The following is a 21,811-nucleotide window of genomic DNA, read 5'->3' as shown; positions in this document are numbered from 1 at the left end:
GCCTTCCGGCGAAGCCGTGTGTCCTTGAACCATGGTCCTTCCCTGCCGGCGACCTCGCATCCCGTTCTTGCTTCGTCAGGGCTGGGCTCCGGGTGGTTTTGCGGGGCACGCGGCGTCGTGAGTCAATGGATCTACGGCATCGGATGAATTTCCAGCTCCGTGGTGCAAGAACGAAGGTCCTCGGCATGGACGTGACCAACGGGTCCGTGATGCATGGTGCAGAGCCCCTGGGCTCTTCCCGGTTTTCCCGTGTGCTGCTGGCTGTCTGCCGTGTTGTCGTCGGTCTGCTGTGGATTCAGAATCTTGCGTGGAAGCATCCGCCGGACTTCGGCAACAAGTCCGTCCCGCCGCGTGACCTGTACGCCTGGACGCTGAACGGGACCGAGCATGAAGTCTTCGCTCCGTGGGCGTGGCTGGTCGATCACGTGATCATCCCCCATTTCGCGGTGTTCGCCTGGGGTGCCTTCGCCGTCGAGGCATGTCTCGGCGCGTTTTTGCTGGTGGGCCTGGCGACCCGGTTCTGGGCACTGGTGGGGCTGGCGCAGACGACCGCGATCACATTCTCGGTCCTGAACACCCCGAACGAGTGGTTCTGGGCCTACTTCCTGATGTACGTCGCGCACCTGGCGCTGCTGGCCACCGCCGCGGGCCGCGTCTACGGCGTCGATGCTGCGCTGCGCCCCCTCTGGAGGCAGCGCCGCGGCCGGTTCTCACGCCTGCTGCTGGTCGCGTCGTAACGGTTTCAAGGAGGCAGCCGGTGAAGGCACCATCCGCAGCAACGGCAAGGACAGCGGCCGGTCTGGGATTGGGAGCCGCGGCGAGCACCGTACTGGGGATCGCGGACGCGCCCCCATGGGAGCTCGTCACGCTCGGCGGGACGGGCACGCTGGTCGTGTTGGTCCTAGCTTGCCTGACGGTCGCCGCGGGGCTCTCGGGGGTGCGGGTGCTGATCGTCCTGGCCGGGGCCGGGTTCCTGGCGGCCGCCGTCCTGCAGCTGGTCCAGATCGGGTGGACCGATGCGAACCTGCTCGGAGGTGACGGCTCGACCGTGGCCCTGCTCCTCGCTTTCGCCGTGGGTCTGCTCGCTCTCGGCTTTGCCCCCGTGCCACAGACCCGCGCACCTGCCCCTACCGCCCCTTCCGCATCTTCCCCAGGAAGGCCTGGTTCCCCATGAACCTGGACAGCACGCTGAAGCCGGTTCTGACCGTTGCCGGCGAGTACGCCGCCCACGTGGACGCGGAGGGCCGTTTCCCCGTGGAGGCGGTGTCGGCTCTGGCCGCCTGCGGCCTGCTGGGCCTGACCCTGCCCGAGCGGGGCGGAGGGCTGGGCGCCGGGCCTCAGGAGTTCGCCCATGTCACGGGCGAGCTGGCGGAGGTCTGCGGTTCGACTGCCATGGTCTATCTGATGCACGTCTGCGGTGCCATGACGGTGCTGGCCGCCCCACCGCCCGGGCTTCCCTCGCTGACTGCCGACCTGGCCGCCGGGCGGACACTGGCCACCTTGGCGTTCAGCGAGCCCGGTTCCCGTTCGCACTTCTGGGCGCCGATCTCCCAGGCCAAGCGCAATGGCGGCGAGGATGTGCGGTTCACCGCGGACAAGAGCTGGGTGACCTCCGCCGGTCATGCGGGGCTGTACGTCACCTCCGTACTCTCGGCGGACGATCCGGGCACGGTCGACCTGTACGGGGTGGAAGCGGGCATGCCGGGCGTGAGCGTCACGGGCTCGTTCCGGGGCCTTGGGCTGAGAGGCAACGCCTCCGCGCCGATGCGTTTCGAGGTCACGGCACCGGACGCGACACGTCTCGGCCCATCCGGCGCCGGGTTCGCGCTGATGACCGAGACGGTCATGCCCTGGTTCAACCTGGGCAACGCGGCCGTCTCCCTGGGCCTGGCCCGGGCCGCCCTGAAGGCGGCGGTGCAGCACACCAGCACCGCCAGACTGGAACACACCGGCCAGACGCTGGCCGAGCTGCCCACGATCCGCGCCAGGCTGGCCCGCACGTCGCTGCAGCTCGAAGCCGCGACCGCCTACCTGCGCACGGCAGCGGCAAGTATCGCCGCCCCCGACGACCACACCCCCCTGTACGTCCTCGGGGTCAAGGCCCTTGCCAACGACACCGCGCTGACCGTCACCGACGACGCCATGCGGGTGTGCGGCGGTGCCGCGTTCTCCCAGCACCTGGCCATCGAACGGTTCTTCCGCGATGCCCGGGCAGGCCACGTCATGGCCCCCACCGCGGACGTGCTCTACGACTTCTACGGCAAGGCCATCACCGGCCAGCCGGTATTCGGCTGACCCCGCACGGCACGAGCACCGAGGGAGAGGAGAAGGCCATGGAACCGCTGGTAGTAGGTGCGGTGGCATACACCCCCAACGTCGTGCCCATCTGGGAAGGCATCCGCGACTACTACCGCACAGCCCCCCTCGACATGGACTTCGTCCTGTTCTCCAACTACGGCCGCCAGGTCGACGCACTGCTGGCCGGCACCATCGACATCGCCTGGAACACCAACCTGGCCTGGGTACGCACCGTCCTCCAGAGCGGCGGCCACGCCACCGCGCTCGCCATGCGCGACACCGATCTGGCATTCCGCAGCCACCTGGTCTGCCGGGCCGGAGCCGGACTGCGCGGCCCCGGGGACCTCAAGGGGCGACGGCTGGCACTGGGAAGCCGTGACTCCGCACAGGCAGCGATCCTGCCGCTGCACTATCTGCGCCGCGAAGGCATCACCGACGGTGACGTGGAACTCCTGCGCATCGACAGCGACCTGGGAAAACACGGCGACACCGGCCGCAGCGAACTGGACGCCATCCGGGCCGTCCTCGACGGCGACGCCGACGCCGCCGCGATCGGCATCACCACCTGGGAAGCCATCGGACGCGACGAACTCATGCCCGGCGCCCTGGAATCCTTCTGGACCAGCCCCGCCTACTGCCACTGCAACTTCACCGCCCTCGACACCCTCGATCCGGCCCGGACCGAAGCCTGGACCGCACACCTGCTGGCCATGGACTGGGACAACCCCGACCACCGCCGCATCCTGGAACTCGAAGGACTCACCCGCTGGGTGGCCCCCGAACTCGACGGCTACACCGACCTCTTCCAGGCCGTCGAAGAACAGGACATCGCACCCCGATGGTGATCCTCGAACTCATCGAGAAAACCTCCGCCCTGGCGGAGGGAGACACCATCACGATCCCACTCCACTCGCCGGACGAAGCCGACCTGGCCGCAGCATGGTGCGCCCGCACCGGCAACACACTCATAGCCGCCGACCACACCAGCGTCACGATCCGGCGAGGACGCCCGGCGGATCCGATCTCAGACCTTCCCACCGACCGCCGCCCCGGCGCACGCCTGTGGCTCTACACCAACTTCGACTGCAACCTCGCCTGCGACTACTGCTGCGCACGCTCCTCGCCCAAGGCAAAGCGACGCGCCCTCGGAGTGGACCGGGTACGGGAGATCGCGAAGGCCGCCCCCGCCGCCGGAGTCCGCGAGATCCTGCTCACCGGCGGCGAACCGTTCATCCTCCCCGACCTCGACCAGATCGTCGCTGACTGCACCGCCGCACTGCCCACCACCCTCCTCACCAACGGCATGCTCTTCCGCGGACACCGGCTCCAGACACTCCAGGCCATGCCCCGCGACCGCCTCACCCTCCAGATCAGCCTCGACTCCGCCACCGCGGACCTCCACGACGCCCACCGCGGCAAGGGCACGTGGGCCAAGGCAGTCGCCGGCATTCACACTGCCCTCGACGAGGGCTTCACCGTGCGGGTAGCCGCCACCCTCACCACCGATGACCGCAACGAGGAGAACGAGCTCCGGTCCTTCCTCGATTCGCTGGGCATCCCGCAACGGCACCAGGTGGTCCGGCCCCTCGCCCGCCAGGGCGCCGCCGACAGCGGCCTGGAACTCACCGTGGAAACCCTGATACCCGAGGTCACCATCACCGCCGAAGGCGTCTACTGGCATCCCGTCGGAGCCGACAACGACGAACAGCTCGTCACCCGCGACATCTTCCCGCTGGACTCCGCCATCGCCCTCGTACAGGAGCAGTTCCTTGCGCATAGAGCCACAGCGGACGCCGCCGCCCGCACGTTCCCCTGCGCATGACCCCATACCAGCCACGAGCCCTCCGCTCCCGCATCAGCGGCCAGAAATCCAGTGGGGCCGCCGTCGGGTAAGACGGGCCAGTCCGGACGACGGGGCGTAAATTGCCCCGTCGGCCCCGGTGCCCCCCTCCTCTCCTGCGGCGCACCACCGAGGCCGATCTGCGTGGACCGCCGAAGCCCAACGCTTCCGGGACGCGATGCGGCCACCCCCGGCAGCAATCCGCATCTGCCGCCCGCGCGGTCAACGCACCGGCGCCCGGACCAACTCAGACGGCTTCGGCGAAAGAGAACATCCCGACCAGCTCTACAGGGTGCGGTTCCGCGTACCGCTCCCCTCGTGCGCGTCCTCGCTCTGCCCGCGGCGGGTGTGGCGGCGCAGCAACAGGGCGGCGAGCAACAGCACCGCGAACAGGGTGGCGACGGCGGGGATGCCGATTCTGTCGAGGGTGTCGGCGAGGGCGCGCTGGATGGTGCCGGCGGCGTCGACGAGCGGGTCGGTGGTCTGCGGGTCGCGCAGGGTGCGGATCTCGTACCAGCCGTAGTAGGCGACGTACGCGCCCACCAGCAGGAGCAGTGCACCGCCGAGCCGGGTGGCGACGGAGCCGATGCGGCGCAGCCGTCCCACGCGTGCGGAGCGGGTCAGGGCGACGGAGAGGGCCGCTGCGCCGACGATGACGCCCATTCCGGTCGCGTAGGCGGTGAAGAGTACGACGCCTTCGAAGCCGGATCCGCTGCGGAACGCGGAGACCACGATGGCGAGGAAGGGGGCGATGGTGCAGCCGAGCGAGGCTATGGCATACGCGGCGCCGAAGAGGGCCATCGAGGGTATGGAGCGGGTCACGGTCGGCGCGCGGCGGAGTTTGGGCAACAGAGAGGGCAGGTCACGCCCGGTCAGGAGCCAGCCGCCGACGGCAGCGAGCAGGACACCGAAGACGATGGTGAACCAGGGCAGGTGCTCCTGCACTTGACCGGCCACGGGTGCGACGGCCAGGCCGAACAGCGCGAATACGGCGGCGAAGCCCGCGGTCATGGCGGCTGTGGCGGCCAGCGCGCGGCCGACGGCCGCGGTGCGGGTGGGGCTGTCGTCGCCGAGGACGAGCAGGGAGAGATAGGCCGGGAGCAGGGCGAAGCCGCACGGGTTGACCGCGGCGAGCATCCCGGCGGTGAGGGCGAGGGGCAGATCGGACATGATGGCGGGTCAGCCGACGAGCTTGGCGACCTTGTCGGCCAGCCCCTTGCCTGCGGGCAGGTTCCCGGTGAAGACCGTCTTGCCGTCCTTGTCGAGGACCACGTACACGCTCTGCTGCGTGATCTCGAACCTCTTCCAGATGCCTCCGGCTTCGTCGGAAAGGTTGGGGAAGGCTCCGACACCGGTGGAGGTGACAAATTCCTTCATAGCAGCCTGCTTGTCGAGGCCGGCCACCCCGACGACGTTGGCCTTGCCCTGGAACTGCTCGGCGACCTTGGCGGTCTCGGGTCCCTGGGCCTTGCACTTGGGGCACCAGGGGGCCCAGAACCACAGCACAGTGGGCTTGCCCGCCAGGCTCGTCCCGTCGAACGGCTTGCCGTCGACGGTCGTGCCCGTGAAGCGCAGCGCCTCGGGGACGACCGTCGCAGCCGGAGCGGACGGATCGGCTCCTGCGGTGGAGGGGGCGCTGCTTGCCGTGGAATTGGACGTGCCCGCGGCGCCACCGGCGGGCGTGGCCGTGTCCGAGCCGCACCCGGTCAGGGTGAGTGCCGCGGCGGTGAGGAGTGCGACGGACAGGAATGAGCGGGCACGCATGGTGATGGCTCCAGTTGTCGGGGTCGGACCTGAAATGTAGATCGCTCCCACCGGGGGCGGGGCCTGGGGCCGCTTACGGTTCGGTGACGTCAGCCCGCGTGGTCGCCGAGGCGTTCGGCGTCCAGGACGGTGATGCGTCCACGCACGAGGCGGATCAGCACACCATCGAGCCGCCCGAGCTGAGAACTCGAACCCTCGTGTGCCGGCACTGCGCAGCGGGACCGGCCGACGGCCAGGCCCGCACGATCGCCGCGGCCGGAGGCCATCTGACGGTGACGTGGCATGTTCTGTCCTGCCCGCATTACGTGGCCGACCGTGTCTTGGCGGGAGAACTGGGCCGGCCGGGCCCTGTCACGGTGAACAACGGTCGCTCCGGAGATGTCTGGCTGCCTCATCCGGGTGAATTCTTTCCCTCTACCGGGGATCTGTGCTGGTCAGATGGGGTGAAAGGGTGGCGTGGCTCGTTTCCCGCAACGGGGCGGGAGGCGTTGATGGGGATGTGAGTACCGCAAGCACCGCCCCGATACTGGCCCGCCACCCTCGCGCCGCTGGTTGCCCCTCCTGCCGTGCACGACTGGGACGCGGACACCGAGCCCGGGGTCATAGTCGTCCACTCGTGCACCACCCTCGGCGCGACCCTGGTCGTTCACCTCGCCGGGGAGATCGACCACTTCAGCGCCGCCCCGCTGCGGGCTTTCCTGGCCTCGGCGGCCGCCGACGGCTACACCGGCCTCGTCCTGGACACCTCTCGGGTCACGTTCTGCGACTCGGGCTTCCTGGCCGTCCTCGAGTGGTGGCCCCGGCACGGACGTCGCCTCAGGCTCACGAACCGCTCCCGGGCAGTGATGCGTTTTCTGCACGCCGTCGCGTCGGTACAGCTATCGGCCCGGCCGGCCCCGCTGAGGGCGGCCGTGTCATGACGTTCGTACTCCTGACCTGCACCGTGCTCGCAGCCGCCCTACTTCTGCGCTGGGAGCCGCGCGAATCACGGCACCGTCGGCCCGGCCGGCCGCCCCGGGCCACACCCCGCAGGTCCCTGATCCACTGCCACCTGGCGCCCCCGCTCCTGGGCTCCACGGCGTAGACAAGGGCAGGGTTGGGTCCTGCGCCAGCCGCGGGCCCCCACTCCTTCCCCCACCCCGGGGCAGAAGCGCGCTTGGCGCGGATAACCCCGCCGGGCTCGCGGGCGTTGAACCCCGCATGACCACCACGACGACGATGCGGCTCACCCCCGTCACCGGTGTCCAGCTGAGCGGCGGAGAAACGGTTCACCGCCCCGGGCTGGAGCCGATCTTCACCGAACTCGCGCAGCGTGGGAGAGCGGCGGACGCCTCGTCCCGGGCCGTCACGACGAGGAATGGGCCATCCTCATTCGCCGCCACCCCCGGCCCCGCCTCTAAGGGATGGGCCGGTCAGGTCGTCGCGGTCGCCTCGTCGGCGGGCGGGTGGGGTCTCACGTGCGCGATGACGAGGGCGACGTCGTCGGCGGCGTCGGGGTGGCGTAGCGCGGCCAGGAGCCGGTCGCAGGTCGCTTCCGGGGGGAGGCCGGGATCGGTGAGGAGGCTGAGGAGGAGGTTGAGGCGGTCGTCCAGGGCGTCGTCGCGCGTTTCGACGAGGCCGTCGGTGTACAGGACCAGCCGGTCGCCTGGAATCAGCTCGAGGACGCTGGTCTCGAAACGGGCGCCGCCGAGGCTGCCTGCGCCGAGCGGAACGCCGGTGGGCAGGTCGAGCAGTTCTGGTGCCTGTGCTGCCCGGATGAGGACGGGGGGCAGGTGGCCGGCGAGGGCGACGCGGCAGCGGGAGCGGTGCGGGTCGTAGGCGGCGTAGACGCAGGTCGCGATGGTCTGGTCCAGTCCGGCGGTGATGTGGTCGAGGTGGCGCAGGACACGGGCCGGGTCGAGGCCGAGTTCAGCCAGCGTGCGGGTGGCGGTGCGCAGTTGTCCCATGGTGGCGGCGGCGTGGACCCCGTGTCCCATGACGTCCCCGACCACGAGGGCGGTCTTGTCCATGGCCTGTGGGATCGCGTCGAACCAGTCGCCGCCGATCCCGCTGGCCGCTGCCGCGGGCTGGTAGCGGTAGGCGATCTCCAGGCCGGCGGCCTGGGGTGGGGGGTGTGGGAGAAGGTGGCGCTGGAGGGTGAGGGCGGTGTCGGCGGCGTGCTGGTACCAGCGGGCGTTGTCGATGGCGATGGCGGCGCGGGTGGCCAGTTCGCCGGCCAGAGTGACGTCGTCATGGTTGAAGGGGAGTGGATTGCGGGTGCGCAGGAGTCCCAGGACGCCCAGGAGCTGGCCGCGGGCCGTCAGCGGAACGGCCAGGTAGGAGTGCAGGCCCTCCTGGGCGAGGAGGGCCGCGGCGGTTTCGTCGCGTGCGATGTGCTCCAGATCGGGGCGGGTGACGTGTGCCACCAGGACGGGGCGTCCGGTGCTGACGCAGCGAGTGACCAGGCGCTCGGCTGGATAGGTGGCGCGTTCGCCCACCGGGTCGGCGGCGTGGACGGCGTCCGTCTCGTAGGCCGCCGCTATCGCCAGGGCCCGAAAGAGAGCCTGCTCCGTGCCGGGGCCGGGTGCGGTGGGGGCGCTGCCTTCCAGGACGGAGTCGAGGACGTCGACCGTAGCGACGTCGGCCAGATCGGCCACGACGAGGGCGGCGAGTTCGCGGGCGGTGCGCTCCAGGTCCAGGGTGGTGCCGACGGTGACGGACGCCCGGGCGATGAGGTCCAGGCGCCGGCGGGCTTCGGCTGCCTCGGCGGCCGCGCGGTGGCGGTCGGTGACGTCCACCACCGACAGGGCGATACCGATCACCCGCCCGCTGGGATCCTCCAGCCGGTAGTACGAGCCCGACCAGGCATGATCCCGGTACGGGTCGGCGGGGGTACGCCCGATGGCGAACTGGTCCAGCAGCGGTACGCCGGTCTCCAGAACCTGTTGCATGGAGGCTTCGATCACCTCGGTGTCCAGGAACGGCAGCGCCTCGCGGACGGTGTGGCCCAGGTGCTTCTCGGCCGGCAGGCCGTTGATCCGTTCCAGCGTCGGGTTGACCAGGACGTAGCGCAGATCGGTGTCCAGCACCGCCAGCCCGAGCGGGGACTGCGCCACCAGCCGCACCGACAGCGCCAGGTCCCGCTCCACACCGCGCAGAACGGCCTCGTCGCAGGCGATCCCCAGGGCGTACACGCCGCCGTGCTCGTCCAGCAGCCGCATGTTGCGAAACTCCACCAGCCGCGTGGAGCCGTCCTTGTGCCGCACGGGGAACACCCCGGCCCAGGCAACGCCCCCCGCCATGACCTTGGCGAACAGCTCAAGGACCAGGTCGACGTACTCGTCGGCGACCAGCAGCTTGGCCGCGTACCGGCCCAGCGCCTCCGGGGCTGACCAGCCGAACAGATCCTGGGCCTGAGGGCTCCAGAGCGTGATCCGTCCTTCGGCGTCCAGGACCACCGCGGCCACGCTCAGTACATCCAGCAGACCGCCGGGCTCGGAGGGAACCACTCCCACGGGGCCGGGCCCGGCCCCAAACGCCTCGGACGCGACCATGACCGGACCTCCTTCACCCACTGCGGCGGCTCGGGTCCGACCATCCGGTCCTGCGCCCGCCTCTGCCGGCCGTCCTCTCATCTTCCTCCGGCCCCGCCCGCCCGGCCTCCGCCAGCGGCCTCCGGGCGGTCAGGCCCCAGGGCCTGGGGCGTGCGCAGGCCGCCGCCCGGTGGAGTGGCGCGTCAAGAGTGGCCCGGCCCACGAAGCCCGCCCGGTCTGCTCCGCCGGGAACCCGAATCTCCGCCTCAGCGGCCACGTCGGCAGCGGCGAGACACCCCCGGTCTGATGCCCGCGAACACGGCGTAGGGGTGTTCTCGTGGTGCGAGCAGGAGGGCCCGTGTAGCGTCAGGGGCAGCTGTCATGGTTCCGAAGTACCGGTCGCCCGTGAGCGCAACATTCATGGGCGATTTTGCTGTTCACAGTCTCTGAGGACCAGGGCGATCACCTCCGGCTCCCGCACGGTGCGGGACCGATTTCGAGTCCCCTTGGAGGACACATGGCCACCGGAACCGTGAAGTGGTTCAACGCGGAAAAGGGCTTCGGTTTCATCGAGCAGGACGGCGGCGGTCCGGACGTGTTCGCCCACTACTCGAACATCGCCAGCTCCGGCTTCCGCGAGCTTCAGGAAGGCCAGAAGGTGAACTTCGACGTCACCCAGGGCCAGAAGGGCCCGCAGGCGGAGAACATCACCCCCGCCTGAGCCTTCGCCTCCTTCACGGAGGCCGCTGTATTTGCGGCGTTCGCCGTGTGACCCGGCCGGGTCGTAACTTCCGGCCGGGCTCTCTTAAAGCCCCCCGGTGCGGCCCCTTCCAGCCGCCGCACCCCACCCCGCAGGAGCCCTCGCGTCAGCGGCGCCCGCGCCCGGGCTGCCGGAGCGGCATCCCGTGGTTGGGTCCGCGCCGTACGGGCAGCCGCGAAAGGCCGGTCAGTCCTCCCGGCCCTCCAGGAGCCGCTTGCGCAGGTACAACAAGTGCCGCGGTGTCCGCGACCTCGGCCAGCTCCGTCAGCAGGGCCCGGATCCGGCGGTCATCACCCGCGTCGACCGCTTCAACGATCCGTTCGACCGTCTGCCTGGCCTGCGGAGCGCCGCCCGCCGGATCGCCCCACTCGTGCGTCATCCGCTCCCCCTTTGCCCCCGCCACAGGTCACCGCCCCGAGCAGAACACAACCCAGCATCCCGGGCCGAAACCGGTGCCTGCCGACGTCAGCCGCCCCAAGGGCCGTCGGGCAGATGCAACAGGGCCCCCTGACGCCGGGTGCGGAATCAGGGGGCCGCCCGCGCCGCCTGCCCGGGGGGTGTGGGGCTGTCGGCGCGTGTTGTCGGGTTCAACGACACAGGCGGCGGCCGGTCACGCCGGTCGGGCTGATCAGGTGTGCAGGCGGCTGTTGGGGCCTTCCTGGTCACCGGCGCTCTCGTCGTTGAACCAGTAGTCGCCGGCGGCCAGATACCGGAAGGAGTGCGTGCTCTTGCTCGCCAGCGCGACCGTGACGGCCCGTTTGCCGTCCTTGCGCGGGCGCAGGGTGTGGACGCCGGGCTGCCAGCCGTTGAAGTCGCCCACGACGCTGACCGGGCCGGGCGGGCGCTCCGCAGGGAGTCTTCGGCCGCCTGCAGCCGCTGTGACCGACGAGCTTCTGCAACGAGAGAGTCAGCGCAGCGTGCGGTGATGCCTGTGAGTGCGGTTGTGCCGGTCGGTTGTCCGGCACCGGCTGATAGTCAGGCGGTGCTCACGACGCAGTTGTAGGTCGAGGTGCCCGAGCCGTTGTAGGCCTCGACGTCGAGGTAGTAGGTGCCGCTGGCGGTTGTGGTGAAGGTGAGGGCTTCGTCGGTGCCGGCGCCGTCGTGGACCGACCGTACGAGGGTGCTGCCGGTGGAGTCGAGCAGGTAGAGGTCGGCGTCGTAAGCGGCGGGGACCGCGCATTGGACGCTGAGCTTCTGGTTCGAGGCGAGAGAGATCCGGAAGTAGTCCCGGTCGGTGGTGGACTGCATGCTGCCGGTGAGTGTGGCGGGGGGAGTGAGAGCGGTGGCGTCGTTGGCGGTGGCGCGGGTGTCGTTCGCTTCGGTTTCGGTGAAGGTGGTGCCGCTGGGCGGTGTGCCGCAGTCGGTTTGCGGCGTTCCGTTGTAGAGGTTGGTGTCGGTGACGCCGTTGGTGACGCTGCGGAGGTAGTAGCCGCAGGTGGGGCGGTTCTTGAAGTCGTATGTCTGGCCGGTGGTCAGGTGCCAGATCTTGTAGTTCGAGAAGGTCAGCGGCTTGCCCGGCGTGGCTTGTTCGGGCTGGTGGTCGCCGAGGACGATGTAGGCGGCCTTGCCGTAGAGCGTGGCCAGTCCGGAGCTGTCGAGGTACAGGGAGCTGCCTTCGTCCACTCCTACGCCCCAGGCCTTGCCGCCGGTGGTCCGGCCGTCCTTGATGGCCCGGGCGACGAACGCCATGGTGCGGCCCATTCGGTCGCGGGTGACGAAGTGCGAGTCGTTGATGACGCCGCCGTAGTCGGCCCATTCGAACATGCCGGTGGTGAACGAGATATGGCTGTCGTAGGGGTCGGCGAGCGCTTCCGGGGTGGTGACGCTGCCGTTGCAGGCGTCGTAGACGACCGGGCTGTTGATGTGGTGACCGGCGCTGCCTCCGCCTGAGCCGCCACCCTTGGCGACGACCGATTCCACCGACGCCTCCAGTGCGGTGCCCCTCCACGCGGCGTAGCGGCACTGGTCGCCGCCGGCGAAGAAGACAAACTCCGCGTTGCGGATGTCGGTGTTGACCTGGCTGCTGTCGCCGTCTCTTGCGGCAGTGAGGGTCCAGGTCGTACAGGAGTTGACACCCGTCAGGGGCATCACGGTGTCGCACTCGGGGGTCTTGCTCCCTGAGGTGGGCGCCGAGCCGCTGAGGACGACGACGTCCAGGCTGCCGGTGCCCCCGCGGATGGCATCGATGGCGCGTGCCATCGGGGCGGCGAGGATCTTGCCGTCACCGTTCATGGTGAAGGCGGGGCCCTGCCAGGAGGTGCGGCTCACGTCAGAGGCGCTGCCCAGGCGGATGCGCGTGGCGGCTGCCTCGGCGGGGCCGGCCGAGGCGAGGGTGGCGGTGAGGGTGAGCAGCGCGAGGGCGGCGGGGGCCAGGCTTGGGCGCAGACTTCTGGTTCTCATGGGAGGTCTCCGGGGTTCGGGGATAGGTCCCGCTGGCAGGCAGGACCCGACAGCGCCGCGTGAGAAGCGGGCCATGGGCGGCGGGCTTCCAGGCCGGACGGCGATGTGGTACCGGAACTTACAAGCCAAGCAATCTGAGCGATAGATGTATGACGGGAATCGCTAAATCAAGCCGCCTCCTCCTGGACAACCTGGTCTTAGGGCAGCTGCTAGCCGTTGGCCACATGACTTGTTCCGCTCGTTACATGAACGTAATGAGCGATACATCTAGCCAAGATTTCGAAGCATCTGTAACTTCCCTGTCTGTAGTCGACGGCGAGCACTCCCGTCGGCCCGACTGGAGAGGTTCGACCTGATGAACGCTCATTTCGCTCGCCCCCTAGCGGTGGTCCTCGGTACGGCGACGGCGCTGGCCGCACTGACCGCCTGTTCGGACTCGAACCCCGGCTCAGCTGTCGGCGGAAGCGACACGAAGGTCGCCGGCGTGGCGATCACCAAGGACCAGGCGCTCCACGACGCGCTTCCAGCCGCGATCAAGGAGTCGGGAACGGTGCGGGTGGCGACTGATGTGCCGTACGCGCCCTTCGAGATGTTCGTCAAGGAAGGCGAGAGCGCGCTCACCGGCGTTGACTACGATCTCGGCCAAGCACTGGGGGCCAAGCTGGGGGTGAAGTTCGCCTTCACCCCGCAGAAGTTCGACGGCATTGTGCCCGCCATCCAGGCCGGCAAGTTCGATGTGGCGATGTCCGCCATCACCGACAACGCGGAGCGGCAGAAGGTCGTCGATTTCGTCGACTACTCGCAGTCCGGTTCCGGCATCATGGTCGCCGAAGGCAACCCCGCGAAGATCGCCACACTGGACGACCTGTGCGGCAAACCGGTGGGTGTCCAGGCCGCCACCAACCAGCTCGACCTCCTCAAGGCGCACCAGAGCCGGTGCAAGGCCATCGACAAGGGCGAGATCGGCATCCAGACCTTCCCCAAGGACTCCGACGCCCAGCTCGCCCTGCGCGCCGGGAAGGTCGTCGCGGACGTCCTGACCAAGCCCGCAGCCGGATGGACGGCCAAGACCGCCGAGGACGGCAAGGCGTTCGACCTGGTGGATGACCCGGCGGCTCTCGGTGGTTACAACGCCTCCCCGAACGGCATCGCCGTTTCCAAGAAGTTGCCGGAGCTGACCGACGCCATCCACAAGGCACTGCAGCAGCTCATCGACGACGGCACCCTCAACAAGATCTGCGACAAGTACGGCGTCGCTTCCATCGCGGTGACGGAAGCCACCAGGAATGCGTCGGTGAACTGATCCATGGCGACCCTCTCCCACGCGGACATGAAACCGGACCTGCACGGCTCGGACGAGAACCTCAACGTCGTACCGCTACGCCACTACGGCCGCTGGATCGCCGCAGCGGCCGCGATCGCAGCCCTGGTCGGGCTGGTCGGATCCCTGGCCAAGAACGACAACCTGCACTGGAACGTGGTCGGGGACTATCTCTTCGCCGGTCTCATCTTCGACGGCCTGGCAACCACCCTGTGGCTGACCGCCGCAGCCATGGCCCTGGGCCTGGGGCTGGGCACCGTCATCGCCGTCATGCGACTCTCCAGCAGCCCCATCCTCTACGGGATGTCCTCCCTGTTCGTCTGGGCCTTCCGCGGAACCCCGCTCCTGGTCCAGATCATCTTCTGGGGCTACGCCGCCGCCCTCTACTCCCAGATCAAGATCGGTGTGCCGTTCACCGGCATCACCTTTGTCTCGTGGGACACCAACAGCGTCCTGACCCCCGCTGTAGCCGCCCTCCTCGCCCTCGGCCTCAACGAAGCCGCCTACACGTCGGAAATCGTCCGCGCCGGCATCCAGTCCGTCGACCCGGGCCAGGCAGAGGCAGCCCACTCGCTCGGCATGCGTCCGGCCCTGACCACAAGGCGGATCGTCCTTCCCCAGGCCATGCGCGTCATCATCCCGCCCATGGGCAACGAGACCATCAACATGCTCAAGATGACCGCCCTGGTCTCCGTCATCGGCGCCCACGACCTCATGTCCAACATCCAAGAGGTCTACGCCCAGAACTACCAGGTCATCCCCATGCTCGTCGTCGCCAGCCTCTGGTACCTGGCCCTCGTCTCCCTGCTCAGCATCCCGCAGGCATGGCTCGAGCGCCGCTACGGCCGCGGCTCCGCACGCAGCCAGAACATCCCCGTCATACAGCGCATGCTCGGCACCGCGAGCACCACGCTGGCACGCCGCACCAAGAAGGAGGCCGACCGATGACCACACCCATGGTGCAGGCCAAGGGCGTCACCAAGAACTACGGCAAGCTCGAAGTACTCAAAGGTATCGACCTCACCGTCGAGCGCGGACAGGTCTGCTGCCTGCTGGGCCCCTCCGGCTCGGGCAAATCCACCTTTCTGCGCTGCATCAACCACCTAGAAGGCATCGACGGGGGAACACTGACCGTTGACGGCGACCTCGTCGGCTACCGCCGACACGGCCAAAAGCTCCACGAGCTGCGCGAGCCCGAGATCGCCCAGCGGCGCCGCGACATCGGCATGGTTTTCCAGCGCTTCAACCTCTTCCCCCACATGACCGCGTTGCAGAACGTCATCGAAGCCCCCGTCAACGTCGCCGGCATCCCACGGGTGCAAGCCACGCAGGAAGCACACCGCCTCCTCGAGCAGGTCGGTCTCGCCGATCGCGCCGACCACTATCCCGCGCAGCTCTCCGGCGGACAGCAGCAGCGCGTCGCCATCGCCCGCGCCCTGGCCATGAAACCCAAACTGATGCTGTTCGACGAGCCCACCTCCGCGCTCGACCCCGAACTGGTCGGCGACGTCCTCGACGTCATGCGCAACCTGGCAGCCGAGGGCATGACGATGGTCGTCGTCACCCACGAAATCGGGTTCGCCCGCGAAGTCGCCGACACCGCCGTCTTCATGGACGAAGGCGTTGTCGTCGAAGCCGGCGACCCCCGCCACGTCCTCGTCGAGCCCGAGCAGGACCGTACCCGCGCCTTCCTCTCCGCGGTCCTGTGACCGCCACCCTCGGCCGGCAGCTTCACGCGCGGGCCTTGCAGAGCAGGGCCGACGCCCGCCACAGCGAGTACCTGGCAGACCTCAGCGCCCTCGTCGCCATCGACTCCGGGTCCTACAGCCCCGACGGCGTCAACCGTGTCGCCGCATGGTTCGACGCTCGCCTGCAGCGCATCGGATTCACCACCGAGCGCACTGAAGTGCCCCGACACCGCGGCCGTTCCCTGGGCGACGTACTCGTCGCCCGCAAACAGGGAAGCCTGTCCGCCTCCGCTGGTGGGCGACGTATCCTCCTCGCCGGCCACATGGACACCGTCTTCGACGACGGCACCGCCGCAGCCCGGCCCTTCACCCTGTCCGGATCCCTGGCCCACGGACCAGGCGTCAGCGACGACAAGGGCGGCCTCCTCGCCGGCCTCACCGCCCTGGAAATCCTCCAAGAAGCCGGTTTTCACCAGTACGCGGAACTGGTATTCCTCGCCACCCCCGACGAGGAAATCGGCTCCCCCGGCAGCAGCGAAGTCACCCGGCAGACCGCCCGCGACATGCACTACGCCCTCGCCCTGGAATGTGCCCGGGAGAACGGCGACATCGTCATCGCCCGCAAAGGCGTCGCCGACTTCCTCATCACCGTCACCGGACGCGCCGCGCACGCCGGCATCGAACCCGAACGGGGTGCCCACGCGGCCCTGGCCGCAGCCCACCTCACCCTTGGCCTCCAAGCACTCAACGGGCAGTGGGACGACGCCACCGTCAACGTCGGCATCGTCCGCGCCGGCACCCGGGCCAACATCGTGCCCTCGCAGGCCGAACTCCACGTCGAGGTCCGCGGCGCCACCGCCGCCACACTCCAGCGCATCCGCTCGTCCATCCACGAGCTGGCGAGCCGTACCGAAGTGTCCGGAACCACAGCCCATGTCCAGCAACTCGACCTGTGCCCACCCATGGAAGACACCCCCGCGAGCCACCGCATGCTCGAACTCGCCCGCGCCGAAGGTCGCAAGCTCGGCCTGGAATTCGGGGCCGCAGCCACCGGCGGCGTCGGCGACGCCAACACCATCGCCGGCACGGGCGTACCCGTGCTCGACGGACTCGGCCCCGTCGGGGGAGCCGACCACACCCCCGAGGAATGGCTGGACACCGACTCCATCGCCCCGCGCATCGCACTGCTCGCCTCGCTGATCGTCGCCCTCGCCGACAACCGCAACGACCGCAACCCCGTCCCCACCCCCCAGCCCTGACACGCAGGAGGACCTCATGCGCAATCCCTCCACCCCACACCGACGCGCCCTTCTCACGGCCGGCGCCGCCGGCCTCGTCCTGGCCCTGACCACGACCCCCGCCACCCACGCCGCCCCCCACCCCAAACCCCCCACCAGCGGCTCCCTGGTACTGATCGGCGGCGGGCTCAAGGCGGACAACACCGCCGTGTACGGCGAGATCATCAAGCGCGCGGGAGGCGCCGGCGCACGCATCGGCATCATCACGGCCGCCTCCGTCCCGGCCAGCCAGGACGCCCACGCAGACGATCCCCAGCGCTGCGCCAACTCCGCCTGCAACGGCGCCTACTACGCCGACCTTTTCAAGCGGCACGGCGCCGCCGACGCCCAATGGGTCCCCGTCGACTTGGACCACATCGACGCCGCCGACTCCGAGGAGGTCGTGGCCCAGATCAACGCCATGACGGGCTTCTTCTTCGGCGGCGGCGACCAGTACCGCTACGTCACCACCCTCCTGCACGGCGAGGAGCACACCGACTCCAAGGTCCTCGCAGCGATACGCGCCAAGCTCGCCTCCGGCGCCGTCGTCGCCGGCTCCTCCGCCGGGGCCCAGATCGCCGCAGGCCGAGACATGGTCACCGGAGGGGACTCCTACCAAGGACTCCGCGACGGAAGCGCACCCGGCTACTTCGACGACCCCACCCGCCTGGGCTACCTGCCCGCAGGCGGCTTCGGTTTCCTGACCTCCGGGCTCATCGACACCCACACCGGAGCCTACGGACGCGAAGGTCGGGCCCTGCGCCTCGCCGCGGACACCGGACACGACCGCGTGTACGGCCTGGAGGAGAACACGGCCCTCATCGTCGACCGCCCCGGCACCGCAACCGAACACATCACGGTCCGCGGCACCAACGGCGTCACCATCCTCGACCTGCGCCGAGCCGAAACCAAAAGAACGCCCCAGGGCTGGTCATTGCACGGCGCCCGCTACAACCACCTCACCGACGGCGACCGCTACACCGCCCACACCTGGACCACCCACCCCGCCGCCACCAACCGCCGCCTTCACGCACTCAGCCAAACCCCCGTACCCATGAACACGGACGTCTTCTATGCAACCGACAACCCCGACGGCCACCCCTACTCCCTGCTCGGTACCGCCCGCGCCCTCGCAGCAACCCGCGCCCAGCGCACCGCGACCGCCACCACCTACGAGACCGCACCGCGCTTCACCGTCACCCTCACCAAGAGCGGCCGGTACGCGACCTGGACCTCGGACGGCTCCACCCCGGCCACCATGACCGGACTCGATCTCTCCATCACCGCGCGGTAACACCCCCTCACGGCTCCCGGTCGGCGGCGGCCCGCCGGGACACCGCATCCGCCGGGCCGGGCACTAAGCTCGGCGGATGCGGCCCGCACCCCCAGAGAGGACTCCCATCCGATGAGCAGCACCCTCGCCGACGACATCCGCAACAAACTCGGCGCCCTCAGCCCCGCCGAGCGCAAGGTCGCCCGCGTGCTCCTCGCCGGATACCCCTCCGCCGTATTCGAGACCGTCGCCACCATCGCCGAACGCGCCGCCGTCTCCGCCCCCACCGTCCTGCGTTTCGCCGCCCGCCTCGGCTACCGGGGCTTCCCCGAACTGCAAGCCGCCCTGCGGACCGAACTCGACGCCCGCAACGCCTCACCCCTCACCCTGTACGAGACCACCGACTTCGCCCGCGACGACGACTCGCCCAGCGGCACCCAGCCCAAGGTCCTGGCACGAGCAAGCGCGGTACTTCCCCCCGCCCTCGTCCAGACCTGCGCCGAGATACCGCCCCACGACTTCGAGCGTGCCGTGACACTCCTCTCGGACCGCAAGCGGCACATCACCCTCGCCGGCGGCCGCTTCACCCACCTCTTGGCGCAATACCTGGGCCTACACCTGATGCAGCTGCGCCAGGACGTTCGCCTCCTGCCCGACCGTCCGGTCGAACGCACCGCCGCCCTGGCCCAACTCACCAAGCGCGACGTGGTGGTCCTCTTCGACTACCGCCGCTACGAGGACGACAAAACGGCCATCGCCCAACTCGTCCGCGAGACCGCCGGCAAAGTGATCGTCTTCACCGACCCCTGGCTCTCGCCCGCCGCGACCCACGCCGACGTCGTCCTGCCCAGCCAAGTCGGCACCCTCTCGCCCTACGACAGCCTCGTCCCCACCCTCGCCGTCGTCGAAGCACTGGTAGCCGGCGTGATCAACGCTCTGGGATCGGGAGCCCACCAGCGGATGAAGAGCTACGAGGAGGTCGCCCGCCGGTCGGGACTCGTCTGACCACTCCCCGGCACGCTTTGCCGGGCAGGTCAGACAGTCACTCACAGCTTCCACGCGCGTCGACAAACCGCACTGGGACGTGAATGTGGCTGTGATCATTTTCCATGGCGTGCCCGCTCTCGAACGGCGCCCCCGCGGTGGCTCCCTCAGCACTCCCTGAGTAGGCGGCCGGCGCCTGTGATGCGGTCGTCGAGGCCGTGCTCGCGCAGGGCGTGCCACAGCGTGGCCGTGTTGATGGCGACGACCGGTTTGCCGAGTTCGGATTCGAGGGCGTCGGCTTGGGAGACGAAGGAGAGGTTCGTTCCGACCTGGACGATCGCCTCGACGGAAGGGTCGTCGAGTTCGAGGACCATCTCCCGGATGCGGGGCGGCCCGACCCGGGCAATGTCCAGGGCGCTCGGGCAGCGCAGCCCGGAGACAGCCAATACGTCGAATCCGGCTTCGGCGAAGAATCGCTTCACCTCGCGGTCGGCGACGGGCTGGTAGGGAGAGAAGACGGCGATGCGTCGGCATCCGAGCGCATGCAGTGCTGCGCGGCAGGAGCTAGCACCGGTGGTGACCGGCAGCCCCGTCCGTTCGCGGAGCCGCTGTTCGAAGGCGGCGTTTCCTGCGACACCGCCCCAGAACGTCTCCGCTGACATCCCCATCACCATTCGGTCCGGCTCGGCTGTCAGGACATCACGGACCGCCGCGCCGAGCGAGGTTCTGATCTGGGCCAGCAGGGCTTGGAAGTCGTGGTCGCTGTCCATCGAGGGGTGCGCGATGTGCATCGACCCGGCGCGGTAGGTGACACCGGGGATTCGCGCTGCCCAATAGTCATGCTCGACGACGGTGTTGGTGCTCGGCACGATGACACCGAAGACGGCTCGGGGACCGACGGCATTGGTCATTTCGGGCTCTCCAGTCCGGGGCGGGGATGTCGTCAAGGCGTCCGGTGTTGTCGGTGCCGTTCTGGCGCCCGACCCCGATGGACTGCCCGCGCTGCGGCGGGCGGGTCGTTGCCGGCGGTGAGGCCGCCCGCCGGGTTTCCCCGGCAGGGCCGTCGCCGAACTGCTGCTCGGTGCGACGGGCGCGTAGCTGGGGAAACCCGCCCCCTTCGGCCTGGGTGGCGCCGCCGACGCGGTGTTGTGCCGGAAGGAATATGAGGCAGCATGTCCGCGCTTGCGGGGCAGCCGCAGGTCCGAGGAGCGGAACGACGGGGTGGCACTCCTGGCGTGGCGGCAATCGGGTTCACACGTGTTTCGGTCTGTGAAACTATGTTTCGCAAATCTAGAAGAAGGTCGTCGGGCCGTCAACTGACACCCGGCGTCGGCGCCGTCGGGGGCCGGGAGGCGGCCGTGCGGACCCGCTCGCGCCGGAGTTCTTTGAGGTAGCTCAGGGCGTCGACCTGGATGGTGTGGCGGGTAGAGGCGACGTAGCGCCGTGCCGTCTGCCTGCGGTACGTGGCAATCTCGCGGTGCATGGCGCCCTGCGGGGGCAGGGCGCAGCGTCCTTGGAGGAGGTCGGCGACCCAGTGGGACTGTGCCTCCGCCAGCGGCATGATTGCCCCGAGCGGCTGGACCAGGCCGATGAAGTACAGGCCCTGGTGATCGGGTGCGGCGACGCGGCGGTAGAGGCTCACCGCGTTGCCGGCGGGGTCGATCAGGTCTTTCGGGAGGAAGGGGAAGGCGATGTCGTACCCCGTGCAGTAGATCACCGCGTCGATCTCCTCCCTGTGGCCGTCCTCGAAGAGGGCGCTTCCCCCGTCGAGTGCGCTGATCATCGGCGTCACGGTGATGTCGCCGTGCCCGAGGCGTGAGAGCAGGTCGTCGGAGATGGTGGGGTGGGCTCCGAGTACGCCGTGGCGCGGTTCGGGCAGGCCGTAGGCGGAGAGTCTGCCGCGGCTGAGCCGCAGGAGGGCGGCCAGGCCGCGGGCTTGCACGGGCAGGGGTGCCCGGGCGAGCCAGGAACCGGTGAGGTGGTCGGTGGGGGAGCCGAACAGGTATTTGGGCAGGATGTGCGCGCCGCGGCGCATGGTGAGAAGGGTGCGGGCGGAGACGCGGGAGGTTTCCACGGCGATGTCGCACGCCGAGTTGCCGATGCCGAGGACGAGGACGCGCGTTCCCGTGAAGGGCTCTGGAGTGCGGTAGTGGTGGGAGTGCGTCTGGATGCCCGTGAAGGAGTCCGCTCCGGGCAGTGCCGGGCGCGGCATCCGTGGTTTCCAGTGGTGTCCGTTGGCGACGAGGACCGCGTCGTAGATCCCGGTGGTCACGGCGCCGTCGTCCCGCCGGCGGGCGGTGACCTCCCAGCTGCCGCCGGAGGACTTTTCCACGCCGGTCACCTCGGTGCGGAAGGCGATCGAGGGGCGTAGGTCGAAGTGGTCGACGAAAGCGTCGAAGTAGCGGGCGATGTCGAAGTGGCTCGGGTAGACCGGGTAAGTCTTCGACATGGGGAAGCACGCGTACTCCATCACCTGGCGGGAGGTGTTGATGTGGAGCGAGCGGTAGGCGGAGGACATGCCGTTGTCGTTGAGGTAGCGCCAGTTGCCGCCGACCTGCGACCCGCTCTCGTAGCAGTCGTAGGCGATGCCGCGTTCGGCGAGCACCTGGCAGGCGGCGATGCCGGAGGAGCCGGCTCCGATGACGCAGACACGTTCCATGCGGACCTCCCTTGTGACCACCCGGTCACGTGACC

At 69.3% G+C, this 21,811-nt stretch carries 22 protein-coding genes; 13 read left to right on the top strand and 9 right to left on the bottom strand.

Annotated features, from left to right (window positions below):
- Positions 1-185: 185 nt before the first annotated feature.
- From QMF80_RS15550 to QMF80_RS15530, 5 genes are read left to right on the top strand one after another with little or no spacing between them, the layout of a single operon-like run.
- Positions 186-737 (top strand): TQO small subunit DoxD, encoded by a 552-nt coding sequence (locus tag QMF80_RS15550; protein WP_283453560.1) that lies wholly within the window; start codon positions 186-188, stop codon positions 735-737.
- 20 nt (positions 738-757) lie between these two features.
- Entirely contained in the window at positions 758-1,174 is a 417-nt protein-coding gene (locus tag QMF80_RS15545) for an Rv1678 family membrane protein (protein ID WP_283453558.1), read from the top strand.
- Positions 1,171-2,295, top strand: coding sequence for an Rv1679 family acyl-CoA dehydrogenase (gene fadE16 / locus QMF80_RS15540; protein ID WP_283453556.1), 1,125 nt, complete (start codon positions 1,171-1,173; stop codon positions 2,293-2,295). The genes QMF80_RS15545 and fadE16 overlap by 4 nt, the downstream gene beginning before the upstream one ends.
- A 38-nt stretch (positions 2,296-2,333) precedes the next feature.
- Positions 2,334-3,143 carry an Rv1680 family SBP-like protein gene (locus tag QMF80_RS15535; protein ID WP_283453554.1) on the top strand — a complete coding sequence of 270 codons (810 nt, stop codon included), beginning with the start codon at positions 2,334-2,336 and terminating at the stop codon, positions 3,141-3,143.
- Positions 3,137-4,120, top strand: coding sequence for an Rv1681 family radical SAM protein (locus QMF80_RS15530; RefSeq protein ID WP_283453552.1), 984 nt, complete (start codon positions 3,137-3,139; stop codon positions 4,118-4,120). The genes QMF80_RS15535 and QMF80_RS15530 overlap by 7 nt, the downstream gene beginning before the upstream one ends.
- Before the next feature lie 303 nt (positions 4,121-4,423).
- On the opposite strand, the gene QMF80_RS15525 is transcribed toward QMF80_RS15530, so the two are convergent.
- From QMF80_RS15525 to QMF80_RS15515, 3 genes are all read right to left on the bottom strand, one after another.
- Positions 4,424-5,308, bottom strand: a complete 885-nt coding sequence (locus tag QMF80_RS15525) for a cytochrome c biogenesis CcdA family protein (protein ID WP_283453551.1) — start codon at positions 5,306-5,308, stop codon at positions 4,424-4,426.
- A gap of 9 nt (positions 5,309-5,317) precedes the next feature.
- The gene (locus QMF80_RS15520) at positions 5,318-5,902 is read right to left on the bottom strand and encodes a redoxin domain-containing protein (protein WP_283453549.1); all 585 of its coding nucleotides are present in this window, start codon (positions 5,900-5,902) and stop codon (positions 5,318-5,320) included.
- Positions 5,903-5,991: 89 nt separating this feature from the next.
- Complete coding sequence (locus tag QMF80_RS15515; protein ID WP_283453547.1) at positions 5,992-6,186, bottom strand: hypothetical protein; 195 nt, start codon at positions 6,184-6,186, stop codon at positions 5,992-5,994.
- A gap of 282 nt (positions 6,187-6,468) precedes the next feature.
- On the opposite strand from QMF80_RS15515, the gene QMF80_RS15510 reads away from it, so the two are divergent.
- A complete protein-coding gene (locus QMF80_RS15510; protein ID WP_283453545.1) occupies positions 6,469-6,822 on the top strand; it encodes an STAS domain-containing protein in 354 nt (117 codons plus the stop codon).
- Positions 6,823-7,314: 492 nt separating this feature from the next.
- Here the strand turns inward: QMF80_RS15510 and QMF80_RS15505 are convergent, their stop codons facing one another.
- Positions 7,315-9,435: a SpoIIE family protein phosphatase gene (locus tag QMF80_RS15505; protein WP_283453543.1), complete on the bottom strand. Its 2,121-nt coding sequence runs from the start codon at positions 9,433-9,435 to the stop codon at positions 7,315-7,317.
- A 496-nt stretch (positions 9,436-9,931) separates the two neighbouring features.
- On the opposite strand from QMF80_RS15505, the gene QMF80_RS15500 reads away from it, so the two are divergent.
- The gene (locus QMF80_RS15500; protein WP_215030177.1) at positions 9,932-10,135 is read left to right on the top strand and encodes a cold-shock protein; all 204 of its coding nucleotides are present in this window, start codon (positions 9,932-9,934) and stop codon (positions 10,133-10,135) included.
- 145 nt (positions 10,136-10,280) lie between these two features.
- Here the strand turns inward: QMF80_RS15500 and QMF80_RS15495 are convergent, their stop codons facing one another.
- From QMF80_RS15495 to QMF80_RS15485, 3 genes are all read right to left on the bottom strand, one after another.
- Entirely contained in the window at positions 10,281-10,553 is a 273-nt protein-coding gene (locus QMF80_RS15495) for a hypothetical protein (RefSeq protein WP_283453539.1), read from the bottom strand.
- A gap of 249 nt (positions 10,554-10,802) precedes the next feature.
- Positions 10,803-10,994 (bottom strand): early set domain-containing protein, encoded by a 192-nt coding sequence (locus tag QMF80_RS15490; RefSeq protein WP_502962854.1) that lies wholly within the window; start codon positions 10,992-10,994, stop codon positions 10,803-10,805.
- 155 nt (positions 10,995-11,149) lie between these two features.
- Complete coding sequence (locus QMF80_RS15485; protein ID WP_283453537.1) at positions 11,150-12,574, bottom strand: pre-peptidase C-terminal domain-containing protein; 1,425 nt, start codon at positions 12,572-12,574, stop codon at positions 11,150-11,152.
- 355 nt (positions 12,575-12,929) lie between these two features.
- Between QMF80_RS15485 and QMF80_RS15480 the strand changes: the two genes are divergently transcribed.
- From QMF80_RS15480 to QMF80_RS15455, 6 genes are all read left to right on the top strand, one after another.
- Positions 12,930-13,877: an ABC transporter substrate-binding protein gene (locus tag QMF80_RS15480; RefSeq protein WP_283453535.1), complete on the top strand. Its 948-nt coding sequence runs from the start codon at positions 12,930-12,932 to the stop codon at positions 13,875-13,877.
- A gap of 3 nt (positions 13,878-13,880) precedes the next feature.
- On the top strand, positions 13,881-14,843 hold the full coding sequence (locus QMF80_RS15475; protein ID WP_283453534.1) for an amino acid ABC transporter permease: 963 nt from the start codon (positions 13,881-13,883) through the stop codon (positions 14,841-14,843).
- Complete coding sequence (locus tag QMF80_RS15470) at positions 14,840-15,604, top strand: amino acid ABC transporter ATP-binding protein (RefSeq protein WP_420717633.1); 765 nt, start codon at positions 14,840-14,842, stop codon at positions 15,602-15,604. The genes QMF80_RS15475 and QMF80_RS15470 overlap by 4 nt, the downstream gene beginning before the upstream one ends.
- Positions 15,605-15,639: 35 nt before the next feature.
- Entirely contained in the window at positions 15,640-16,842 is a 1,203-nt protein-coding gene (locus tag QMF80_RS15465) for a M20 family metallopeptidase (protein ID WP_283453533.1), read from the top strand.
- Positions 16,843-16,858: 16 nt separating this feature from the next.
- A complete protein-coding gene (locus QMF80_RS15460) occupies positions 16,859-18,154 on the top strand; it encodes a cyanophycinase (RefSeq protein WP_283453532.1) in 1,296 nt (431 codons plus the stop codon).
- Between the two features lie 111 nt (positions 18,155-18,265).
- Complete coding sequence (locus QMF80_RS15455) at positions 18,266-19,138, top strand: MurR/RpiR family transcriptional regulator (protein WP_283453531.1); 873 nt, start codon at positions 18,266-18,268, stop codon at positions 19,136-19,138.
- Between the two features lie 146 nt (positions 19,139-19,284).
- Here the strand turns inward: QMF80_RS15455 and QMF80_RS15450 are convergent, their stop codons facing one another.
- Positions 19,285-20,028 carry a maleate cis-trans isomerase family protein gene (locus QMF80_RS15450; RefSeq protein WP_283453529.1) on the bottom strand — a complete coding sequence of 248 codons (744 nt, stop codon included), beginning with the start codon at positions 20,026-20,028 and terminating at the stop codon, positions 19,285-19,287.
- A 401-nt stretch (positions 20,029-20,429) separates the two neighbouring features.
- Positions 20,430-21,776 carry an NAD(P)-binding domain-containing protein gene (locus QMF80_RS15445; RefSeq protein ID WP_283453526.1) on the bottom strand — a complete coding sequence of 449 codons (1,347 nt, stop codon included), beginning with the start codon at positions 21,774-21,776 and terminating at the stop codon, positions 20,430-20,432.
- Positions 21,777-21,811 lie beyond the last annotated feature (35 nt).

The organism is Streptomyces sp. G-G2 (assembly GCF_030063135.1).
In the GTDB taxonomy this organism is placed as follows: domain Bacteria; phylum Actinomycetota; class Actinomycetes; order Streptomycetales; family Streptomycetaceae; genus Streptomyces.
This window is presented reverse-complemented; position numbering and strand designations above follow the sequence as displayed.

Excerpts from the sequence above, each read along its gene's own strand:
- QMF80_RS15550 (WP_283453560.1), top strand. The coding sequence starts at position 186 with ATGGACGTGACCAACGGGTCCGTGATGCATGGTGCAGAGCCCCTGGGC.
- fadE16 (WP_283453556.1), top strand. The coding sequence starts at position 1,171 with ATGAACCTGGACAGCACGCTGAAGCCGGTTCTGACCGTTGCCGGCGAG.
- QMF80_RS15535 (WP_283453554.1), top strand. The coding sequence starts at position 2,334 with ATGGAACCGCTGGTAGTAGGTGCGGTGGCATACACCCCCAACGTCGTG.
- QMF80_RS15530 (WP_283453552.1), top strand. The coding sequence starts at position 3,137 with ATGGTGATCCTCGAACTCATCGAGAAAACCTCCGCCCTGGCGGAGGGA.
- QMF80_RS15525 (WP_283453551.1), bottom strand. The coding sequence starts at position 5,308 with ATGTCCGATCTGCCCCTCGCCCTCACCGCCGGGATGCTCGCCGCGGTC.
- QMF80_RS15520 (WP_283453549.1), bottom strand. The coding sequence starts at position 5,902 with ATGCGTGCCCGCTCATTCCTGTCCGTCGCACTCCTCACCGCCGCGGCA.
- QMF80_RS15515 (WP_283453547.1), bottom strand. The coding sequence starts at position 6,186 with ATGCCACGTCACCGTCAGATGGCCTCCGGCCGCGGCGATCGTGCGGGC.
- QMF80_RS15505 (WP_283453543.1), bottom strand. The coding sequence starts at position 9,435 with ATGGTCGCGTCCGAGGCGTTTGGGGCCGGGCCCGGCCCCGTGGGAGTG.
- QMF80_RS15500 (WP_215030177.1), top strand. The coding sequence starts at position 9,932 with ATGGCCACCGGAACCGTGAAGTGGTTCAACGCGGAAAAGGGCTTCGGT.
- QMF80_RS15495 (WP_283453539.1), bottom strand. The coding sequence starts at position 10,553 with ATGACGCACGAGTGGGGCGATCCGGCGGGCGGCGCTCCGCAGGCCAGG.
- QMF80_RS15485 (WP_283453537.1), bottom strand. The coding sequence starts at position 12,574 with ATGAGAACCAGAAGTCTGCGCCCAAGCCTGGCCCCCGCCGCCCTCGCG.
- QMF80_RS15480 (WP_283453535.1), top strand. The coding sequence starts at position 12,930 with ATGAACGCTCATTTCGCTCGCCCCCTAGCGGTGGTCCTCGGTACGGCG.
- QMF80_RS15475 (WP_283453534.1), top strand. The coding sequence starts at position 13,881 with ATGGCGACCCTCTCCCACGCGGACATGAAACCGGACCTGCACGGCTCG.
- QMF80_RS15470 (WP_420717633.1), top strand. The coding sequence starts at position 14,840 with ATGACCACACCCATGGTGCAGGCCAAGGGCGTCACCAAGAACTACGGC.
- QMF80_RS15460 (WP_283453532.1), top strand. The coding sequence starts at position 16,859 with ATGCGCAATCCCTCCACCCCACACCGACGCGCCCTTCTCACGGCCGGC.
- QMF80_RS15455 (WP_283453531.1), top strand. The coding sequence starts at position 18,266 with ATGAGCAGCACCCTCGCCGACGACATCCGCAACAAACTCGGCGCCCTC.
- QMF80_RS15450 (WP_283453529.1), bottom strand. The coding sequence starts at position 20,028 with ATGACCAATGCCGTCGGTCCCCGAGCCGTCTTCGGTGTCATCGTGCCG.
- QMF80_RS15445 (WP_283453526.1), bottom strand. The coding sequence starts at position 21,776 with ATGGAACGTGTCTGCGTCATCGGAGCCGGCTCCTCCGGCATCGCCGCC.